At 73.6% G+C, this 8,694-nt stretch carries 8 protein-coding genes; 4 read left to right on the top strand and 4 right to left on the bottom strand.

The window, feature by feature from the left end; all coding sequences use genetic code 11:
* The first annotated feature begins 543 nt into the window (after window positions 1-543).
* Window positions 544-1,398, top strand: coding sequence for a 1,4-dihydroxy-6-naphtoate synthase (locus GA0070560_RS20750; protein WP_091300541.1), 855 nt, complete (start codon window positions 544-546; stop codon window positions 1,396-1,398).
* On the opposite strand, the gene GA0070560_RS20755 is transcribed toward GA0070560_RS20750, so the two are convergent.
* Together GA0070560_RS20755 and GA0070560_RS20760 are read right to left on the bottom strand one after the other, a co-directional pair.
* Window positions 1,359-1,745: a cold-shock protein gene (locus tag GA0070560_RS20755; RefSeq protein WP_088977134.1), complete on the bottom strand. Its 387-nt coding sequence runs from the start codon at window positions 1,743-1,745 to the stop codon at window positions 1,359-1,361. The genes GA0070560_RS20750 and GA0070560_RS20755 overlap by 40 nt on opposite strands.
* Window positions 1,746-1,774: 29 nt before the next feature.
* Window positions 1,775-2,398: an HAD family hydrolase gene (locus tag GA0070560_RS20760; RefSeq protein ID WP_091300485.1), complete on the bottom strand. Its 624-nt coding sequence runs from the start codon at window positions 2,396-2,398 to the stop codon at window positions 1,775-1,777.
* An 84-nt stretch (window positions 2,399-2,482) separates the two neighbouring features.
* Between GA0070560_RS20760 and GA0070560_RS20765 the strand changes: the two genes are divergently transcribed.
* Window positions 2,483-4,948 carry a helicase-associated domain-containing protein gene (locus GA0070560_RS20765; RefSeq protein WP_091300487.1) on the top strand — a complete coding sequence of 822 codons (2,466 nt, stop codon included), beginning with the start codon at window positions 2,483-2,485 and terminating at the stop codon, window positions 4,946-4,948.
* A gap of 4 nt (window positions 4,949-4,952) precedes the next feature.
* Here the strand turns inward: GA0070560_RS20765 and GA0070560_RS20770 are convergent, their stop codons facing one another.
* Window positions 4,953-5,186 (bottom strand): hypothetical protein, encoded by a 234-nt coding sequence (locus tag GA0070560_RS20770; RefSeq protein WP_091300490.1) that lies wholly within the window; start codon window positions 5,184-5,186, stop codon window positions 4,953-4,955.
* Between the two features lie 131 nt (window positions 5,187-5,317).
* On the bottom strand, window positions 5,318-6,232 hold the full coding sequence (locus GA0070560_RS20775; protein WP_091300543.1) for a L,D-transpeptidase family protein: 915 nt from the start codon (window positions 6,230-6,232) through the stop codon (window positions 5,318-5,320).
* Window positions 6,233-6,410: 178 nt separating this feature from the next.
* Between GA0070560_RS20775 and GA0070560_RS20780 the strand changes: the two genes are divergently transcribed.
* Together GA0070560_RS20780 and GA0070560_RS20785 are read left to right on the top strand one after the other, a co-directional pair.
* The gene (locus GA0070560_RS20780) at window positions 6,411-8,090 is read left to right on the top strand and encodes a DNA repair helicase XPB (RefSeq protein ID WP_091300493.1); all 1,680 of its coding nucleotides are present in this window, start codon (window positions 6,411-6,413) and stop codon (window positions 8,088-8,090) included.
* A gap of 363 nt (window positions 8,091-8,453) precedes the next feature.
* The coding region (locus GA0070560_RS20785; RefSeq protein WP_245675628.1) for a transposase at window positions 8,454-8,694 on the top strand (241 nt) is incomplete at its 3' end.

An 8,694-nucleotide genomic window follows, 5' to 3' on the forward strand; every position in this document is an offset into this window, starting at 1 on the left:
GGGCGGCGCTCGGGGGCGGCGCTCGGGGGCGGCGCTCGGGGGCGGCGCTCGGGGGCGGCGCTCGGGGGCGGCGCTCGGGGGCGGCGCTCGGGGGCAATGGACCAAGGCGGCGGAACAGGGCGGCGGATGAAGGCGCGGCGGGGACCGCGTCCTATGGCAGGCCAGCCGGTGGGCACCCGCCTACCGGCCCCGCTGATCCATCCATGCCATCAGGTCGGTAGTGCCCGAACAGGTCCCTCCGCCCTCCGCACCGCGCTGCCCCACGCTGCCCCGCCCCGCACCGCACCGCACCGCACCGCACCGCACCGCACCGCACCGCACCGACACGATCCTTCCCGGCAAGACCGATCCCGTCGCGGCCCGACCCTGTCGCAAGCCCACCCCCGTCGCGGCCCGACCCCGCGGCAAGCCTGCCCCCGAGGCAAGCCCGCCCCCGCCGCAAGCCCGACCGCGACGCAAGCCCGCCCCCATCGCAAGCCCGCCCCCGACGCGGCCCGAGCACCGGCGGGGCGGCGGCACGAGGGCGGGGCTACCGTGGGGGTCGTGGCGCTCTCCCTGGCGATCTCGCCCTGCCCCAACGACACCTTCGTCTTCCACGCGCTGGTGCACGGCCGGGTGCCCGGCGCACCACCGGTCGAGGTGACCTACGCGGACGTGGACGTCACCAACACGGCCGCCGAGCGCGGCGCGTTCGACCTGGTGAAGGTGAGCTACGCGGCGCTGCCCTGGCTGCTGGAGGACTACCACCTGCTGCCCTGCGGCGGGGCGCTCGGTCGCGGCTGCGGGCCGCTGGTCCTCACCCGGGGTACGGGCGACTCCGACAGCGGGCCGGAGCGGGCCGACCTGACTGGCGCGACCGTCGCCGTGCCGGGCGACCGGACCACGGCGTACCTGCTCTTCCGGCTCTGGTCCGCCGACCGGCCGCCGGCCCGGATCGAGGTGGTGCCGTTCCACGAGATCATGCCCGCCGTGGCCGCCGGGCGGTACGACGCCGGACTGGTCATCCACGAGGCCCGGTTCACCTACCCCCGGCACGGGCTGACCGCGCTGGTCGACCTGGGCGAGTGGTGGGAGGGCGACACCGGCCTGCCGATCCCGCTCGGCGCGATCCTGGCCCGCAAGGGCACGGTCGACCCGGTCGAGGCCGCCGGTTGGATCCGCGAGTCGGTACGGCAGGCCTGGGCCGACCCGGAGGCCAGCCGCGACTACGTGCTCTCCCACGCGCAGGAGATGGAGCCCGACGTGGTGGACCGGCACATCGGCCTCTACGTCAACGAGTTCACCGCAGACCTGGGGAACGCGGGGTTCGCCGCCGTGGAGGCGCTGCTGGGCCGAGCCACCGACGCCGGGCTCGTACCTCAGACCTCCAGCTCGCGCGCCACCGCGTGGACCAGCTGAGCGATCTTCTGCGCGGTCCTGCGGTCGGGGAACCGGCCCCGGCGCAGGTCCGGCTGGACCTTCGCCTCCAACACCTTGATCATGTCCTCGACCAGGCCGTGCAGCTCCTCGGCCGGTCGCCGGCGCAGCTCCGCCACGGAGGGCGGGGCCTCCAGCAGCTTGACCCCCATGGCCTGGGCACCCCGGCGGCTGTCCACCACGCTGAAGTCGACCCGCTGCCCACCTTTGAGGTCGGTGACACCCGCCGGTAGCGCGCCCTTGGGCAGGAACACGTCGCCACCTTCGTCGCTGGTGACGAACCCGTATCCCTTGGCCGCGTCATACCACTTCACTCGACCCGTCGGCACCTGAAGAACCTCTGCTTCGCTCGAGACGTCTACTGCTCCAAGGCTAGCCCGATGATCCGGTCCAGCGCCGCCGGGAATCCGGTGAGATCATCCAGCACCAGGTACGCCCCGGCGTCCCGCAGCGCGTCGCGGTCGCACGGGCCGGTGGCCACGCCGATCCCGGGCACCCCGGCCGTGGCCGCCGCCACCATGTCCGCCACATGGTCGCCCACGTACAGCGTCGCGCCATGGGCACGCAGAGCGGCCGCCTTCTCCTCGGCGAAGAGGTCGCCGGCCAACTCGTCGACGGGCAGCCCGAGGTGGTCCAGGTGCAGCCGGGCCAACCGGCCGATCTTCGAGGTCACCACCATCGTCCGTCCGCCCCGGGCGTGCACCGTGTCCACCGCCTCGCGGGCGCCCGGCAACGGCACCGTCGGCGTGATCGCGTACGCCGGGTAGAGCTCGCGAAAGCTCGTCACCGCCTCTTCCACCTGCTCCGGCGGGAACCAGTGCGCGATCTCGGTGCGCAGCGGCGGGCCGAGCCGGGACACCGCCAGCTCCGCGTCGACCGGCACACCGGTGCGGGCGGTCAGGGCCCGGTAGCAGGCGGCGATGCCGGGGCGCGAGTCGACCAGGGTCATGTCGAGGTCGAAGCCGACCATCAGAGAGGACACCCGGAGAACGTACCCGCCGACCGGAGACCCAGCCGGACGTCCGAGGGGCGGGACCACCCCGCGGCGGGCTAGCGTGGAACGACGATGACCACCTCACTCGCCGACCACCTGCGCGCCCTGCCCGACGAGTCGCTGGCCGCCCTGCTGCAACTGCGGCCCGACCTCGTCGTGCCGGTGCCGGCCGATGTCTCCGCCCTCGCCGTCCGGGCCGAGTCCCGGGTCTCCGCGGCCCGCGCGCTGGACGGGCTGGACCAGTTCACCCTCCAGATCCTCGACGCCGCCCGGCTCACCCGACATCCCGAGGACGGCACCACCTCCACCGAGGCGGTGCTGGCGATGGCCACCGCCGGGCCGCATCCGCCCGCGCCGGCCACCGTCCGGCGCGCGGTGGACAAGCTGCGCGCGCTCTTCCTGCTGTACGGCCCGGAGCACGCGCTGCGCGTCGCCGGCAGCGTGGACGAGGTCTCCCCGTACCCGGCGGGGCTGGGGCGACCGGCCGCGGAGCTGGACCCGCGGGCGGCGGCGCTCTGCGCGGACGCCGCGAAGCTGCGCCGGACGCTGCTCGCCGCTCCCCCGTCGGCCCGTGCCGTCCTGGACCGGCTCGCGGCCGGCCCGCCGGTGGGCAGCGTGCCGCCGGGCGCCCTCCAGGCCCCCGCCGTCGGCACCGAGGACGACCTCCCCCCGGACACCACCAACGGCGGCCCGCCCACCGGCTCCCCGGTGCGCTGGCTGGTCGACGCCCGGCTGCTGGTGCGGGTCTCCACCGGCACCGTGGAACTGCCCCGCGAGGTGGGGCTGCTGCTGCGGCGCGACAGCGGCCCGCTCGGCCCGCTGCGCACCAGCCCGCCGCCGGTGGCCGCCGCGCCCCGCGAGCCGAAGCTGGCCGACTCGGCCGGGGCCGGGCAGACCATGGAGCTGGTACGCCACACCGAGGCGCTGTTGGAGAGCCTGGCCGCCGAGCCGGCGCCGGTGCTCCGCTCGGGCGGCGTCGGGGTGCGTGACCTGCGCCGGCTGGCCCGCACGACCGGGCTCGACGAGGCGAACACCGCGCTGGTCCTCGAGGTGGCGTACGCGGCAGGGCTGGCCGGTGAGGCGGACCTGCCCGGGGCGACCACCGGCCGGTACGGCTCCGACCAGCAGGTGCTGCCCACCGGCGGGTACGAGGTGTGGCGGGCGATGTCACTGGCGCACCGCTGGGAGCAGCTCGCCCGGGCCTGGCTCACCATGAGCCGCCAGGTCGGCCTGGTCGGCCAGCGTGACGACCGGGACCGCCCGATAAGTGTGCTCTCCGCCGAGGCGGAACGGGCCGGCGCGCCGGCCGCCCGCCTGGCGGTGCTCGGGGTGCTGGCCGACCTGGAGCCGGCCACCGCGCCCACCCCGGACGAGGTGCTGGCCCTGCTGGACTGGCGGGCGCCCCGGCGCAGCCGGGGGCGGGAGGCCGCGCACCGGGAGGTGCTGACCGAGGCGGCCCAGCTCGGCGTGACGGGGCTCGGTGCGCTCACCTCGTACGCGCGGCTGCTGCTGGCCGACGTGACCGAGGCCGACGAACGTGGCGGGAACGACCCGTTGGGGCTGCGCTCCGAGGCCGAGAGCGGGGATCCGTCGAGCGCGGTGCGGGCGTTGGACGCCCTGCTGCCCGCCCCGGTCGATCATTTCCTGGTGCAGGCCGACCTGTCCGTGGTGGTGCCCGGCCCGCCGGATCCGACGCTCGCCGCGGAGCTGGACGTGGTGGCCGAGCACGAATCGGCGGGTGGGGCCAGCGTGCACCGGGTCACCACGGCGAGCATCCGGCGGGCCCTGGACGCCGGCTACACCGCCGAGGACCTGCACGCCCTGTTCCGCCGCCGGTCGCGTACCCCGGTCCCGCAGGGGCTCACGTACCTGGTGGACGACGTGGCCCGTCAGCACGGCGGGCTGCGGGTGGGTTCCGCCGGCGGGTACGTGCGCAGTGACGACGAGGCGCTGCTCGCGGAGGTGCTGGCCGACAAGCGGATGGAGCCGTTGGCGTTCCGCCGGCTGGCCCCGACGGTGCTGGTCACCCCGTACCAGGTGCAGCGGATGCTGATCGCGTTGCGCGACGCCGGGTACGCGCCGGTGCCGGAGGACGCCAGCGGCTCGGCGGTGCTCGCCCGGCCGAAGACCCGCCGGGCACCGACCCGTACGCCGGTGGGCACCCGTGTCGACCCACTGTCGACGCCGAAGCTGGCGATGCCGCGCCTGCTCGGGGTGGTGGAGCAGGTCCGGCGGGGCGACGCGGCGGCGCGGGCGGCCCGGCGGGCCCCGGCGGTGGTCCGCGGCGGCGCGGCGCGGGTGGCGGCCGGGCCGATGCCGGCGCACAGCCACAGCGACGCGCTGGCGGTGCTACAACAGGCGCTGCGGGACAAGGCGCTGGTCTGGGTCGGGTACGTCGACGCACACGGGGCGACGGCGTCCCGGCTGGTCCGGCCGGTGTCGATCGGCGCGGGTTACCTGCGCGCCGAGGACGAGCGGACGGAGATGCTGCACACCTTCGCGCTGCACCGGATCACCGCAGCGGTGCGGGAGGACTGACCGGTCACCGCCGGTCGCGGCGGAACGTGCCGATCACCGAGACGGCGAGGAGCAGGCCGAAGGCGGCTCCCGCCGTCTCGCCGACCGAGGCGACGAATCCCTGCCGCTGGACCAGCCATCCGAAGAAGAACCACCCGACCAGGGCGAACGCGGCGGCGGCGTACCCGACGAGGGTGGCCGTCGAGATCTCGTCGGCGGGGCCGTCGTCGTCGGTGACCCGTTCCTGGTCGACGCTCATCCAGCCTCCCCCGCCCGTACGGCCCGTGCCTCCCAGGGTGACACCGGACGGGCGCAGCGCCCAGGGGTTGACACCCTCAGTCGGCCGTGTCGCGGGTCCGCGACGTGCTGGCAGGGGCGCAGGGCGGTGGCTCAGGTGCCGGGGCGGCGCCCGACGAGCACCACCCGGGAGCCGACCGAGCCGAGCTCCCACCAGCGGACCGCGTCGGCGTGCAGCAGGTTGACGCAGCCGTGCGAGCCGATCGACGCGTTGTGCAGGTAGGTGGTGGTCTCGTGGAAGCCGATCCCGCCGTTGAAGCGCTGCCAGTACGGCAGCCAGACCTCGTACGGATCCGACCACTCCTTGAGGTTCCGGAAATTGATCTTGTATGTCCCGGCGGGGGTGGCGTAGCCCGCCATCCCGGTACGCGTCACCGTCGGGCGGGCCACCACCGTGCCGCCCTTCATCACCCAGGTCGTCTGCCGGGTCAGGTCGACGCAGAAGGTGACGCCCGAGCCGGCGTCGCACCGGCTGGTGTCGGTGGTGGCGAGCCGCTTCGCCACGTCGTACGTCAGGGGTCCGGCGCGGCCGGCGGCGGGGCGGATGTCGTACCGCTGCTGGAACTTCTTGATCGCGGCGCAGTCGGCGTCGGTCTGCCGGCCGTCGACGGTGACCGTGCCGAAGCCACCGAGTCGGGCGAGGTACCCCTCGACCTCGCGCTGGTATTCGCCCTGCGCGCAGCGGGTCTTGTTGGCCGGCACGGGGGCGGCGGGGGCCCGCCGCTTCTGCGACGGCGTCGGCGGTGTCTTGGTGCGCGTCGTCGTCGCCGCGGCCTCCTTGCGCGGCGCGGCCGGCTTCGTCGTCGGCGCGGCCGACGTCGGACGGGCCAGCTGGTCGGACGGGGAGACGTCACTCGCCCCCGTTACCTGCTCCGCTTTGCCGACCGGGGCGAGCCCTCCTCCAGTGCCACCCGGGTCGGCCTGCGGATCGAGCGCGCATCCACCCGCACCGACCAGCGTGACCACGGCCAGAGCGGCGATCCGGATGGTGAAGCCCGTGTGTCTCATGTTGCCCTCCCGAATCGGCCGTCCCATTGGTAGACGTGCCGGGGACCGGAAACGTTGCGTCGTTCGGGCAATTTTCTTTACGTACCTGATCTCGTGCAACACTGGATGGTCGGCCTGCGTCGGGTGCCATCTGCGGCGAAGAGGTGGCCGACGACCCGGCCGAGGAGAGGACGCTGGCGTGAGCGGTGGACCACTGATCGTGCAGTCGGACAAGACCCTGCTGCTGGAGATCGACCACCCCGACGCGCAGGCCTGCCGGATGGCGATCGCGCCCTTCGCCGAGCTGGAGCGCTCCCCCGAGCACGTGCACACCTACCGGCTCACCCCGCTCGGGCTGTGGAACGCCCGCGCGGCCGGACACGACGCCGAGGGCGTGGTGGACGCCCTGATCAAGTACTCGCGTTACCCGGTGCCGCACGCCCTGCTGGTCGACGTGGCCGAGACGATGGACCGGTACGGCCGGCTCCAGCTCGCCAACGACCCCGCGTACGGCCTCGTCCTGCGCGGGCTGGACCGGATGGTGCTGATCGAGGTCGCCAAGAGCAAGAAGCTCGCCGGAATGCTCGGCAACAGGATCGACGACGACACCATCCAGGTGCATCCCTCCGAGCGGGGCCGGCTCAAGCAGGCGCTGCTCAAGCTCGGCTGGCCGGCGGAGGACCTGGCCGGGTACGTCGACGGCGAGGCACACCCGATCGAACTGGCCGAGACCGGCAAGGACGGTGGGAAGCCGTGGACGCTGCGGTCGTACCAGCGGGAGGCCGTGGAGGCGTTCTGGGCCGGCGGGTCGGGCGTGGTGGTGCTCCCCTGCGGCGCCGGCAAGACGCTGGTCGGGGCGGCGGCGATGGCCGAGGCGAAGGCGACCACGCTGATCCTGGTCACCAACACCGTCGCCGGCCGGCAGTGGAAACGCGAGCTGATCGCCCGCACCTCGCTGACCGAGGACGAGATCGGCGAGTACTCCGGCGAGCGTAAGGAGATCCGCCCGGTCACCATCGCCACGTACCAGGTGCTCACCGCGCGGCGCGGCGGCGCGTTCACCCACCTGGACCTGTTCTCCGCGCGCGACTGGGGCCTGGTCGTCTACGACGAGGTCCACCTGCTGCCCGCGCCGATCTTCCGATTCACCGCGGACCTGCAGGCCCGCCGCCGGCTCGGCCTGACCGCCACCCTGGTCCGCGAGGACGGCCGGGAGGGCGACGTGTTCAGCCTGATCGGCCCCAAGCGGTACGACGCGCCGTGGAAGGACATCGAGCAGCAGGGCTGGATCGCCCCGGCGTTGTGCACCGAGGTACGGGTCACCCTGACCGACGCGGAGCGGATGTCCTACGCGACGGCGGAGGCCGAGGAACGCTACCGGATGGCGGCGACCGCCCGGACGAAGCTGCCGGTGGTGCGGGCCCTGGTGGAGCGGCACCCGCAGGAGCAGGTGCTGGTGATCGGTGGGTTCCTCGACCAGTTGCACCAGCTCGGCGAGTACCTGGACGCGCCGATCGTGCAGGGCTCGACCACGAACAAGGAGCGGGAGCGGTTGTTCGACGCGTTCCGCTCGGGTGAGCTGCGGACGCTGGTGATCTCCAAGGTCGGGAACTTCTCGATCGACCTGCCGGAGGCGGCGGTGGCAATCCAGGTGTCGGGGACGTTCGGGTCACGGCAGGAGGAGGCGCAGCGGCTGGGCCGGGTGCTGCGGCCGAAGGCCGACGGGCGGCAGGCGCACTTCTACACCGTCGTCTCCCGGGACACCATCGACACGGAGTACGCGGCGCACCGGCAGCGGTTCCTGGCCGAGCAGGGGTACGCGTACACGATCGTGGACGCCGACGACGTCCTGGGACCGTCGCTGCCGTCGTTCGACTGACGCTTCCTTGACCGACTCCATGCCGGCGAGGCCCTTGATCGACTCCATGCCGGCGGCGCCCTTGATCGACTCCATAGCGGCGATGTGGCGGTATCAGGATGGCTCGAACACCGCCACATCGCCGACATGGAGTGGCTCACCGCGCGAGAGCCGGGCTGTCCGCGCCGGGGCAGCCACACTCTCGCACTCGCTACCGACTTGATGGCATAGATGGATCAGCCGCAAGCACCCCGGGCGGACGGTCCGAACTAGGGCGTGTCTCCTGGATCTTGGGGCGTGGCTCGACTATTCATCTCTGTTGTGGGTGGACGGTTTGAGCTGAGCGATGTCGAGTACGCGCGGATCGCGCCGTTGCTGCCGGCGATGACGCCGCAGCGTGGTGGGCGGTGGCGTGATCACCGGCAGGTGATCAACGGGATCGTGTACCGGGTGCGGACCGGGGTGCCGTGGCGTGACGTGCCGGAGCGATACGGATCGTGGAAGACGCTGTACAAGCGGTTCACCCGCTGGCAGGAGGACGGGACCTGGGCGCGGATCGAGGCGATGCTGCAGGCCGACGCGGACACCGCGGGAGATCTGGACTGGCATGGCAATGCCGATTCCA

The sequence above is a fragment of the Micromonospora halophytica genome, assembly GCF_900090245.1.
Lineage (GTDB): Bacteria > Actinomycetota > Actinomycetes > Mycobacteriales > Micromonosporaceae > Micromonospora > Micromonospora halophytica.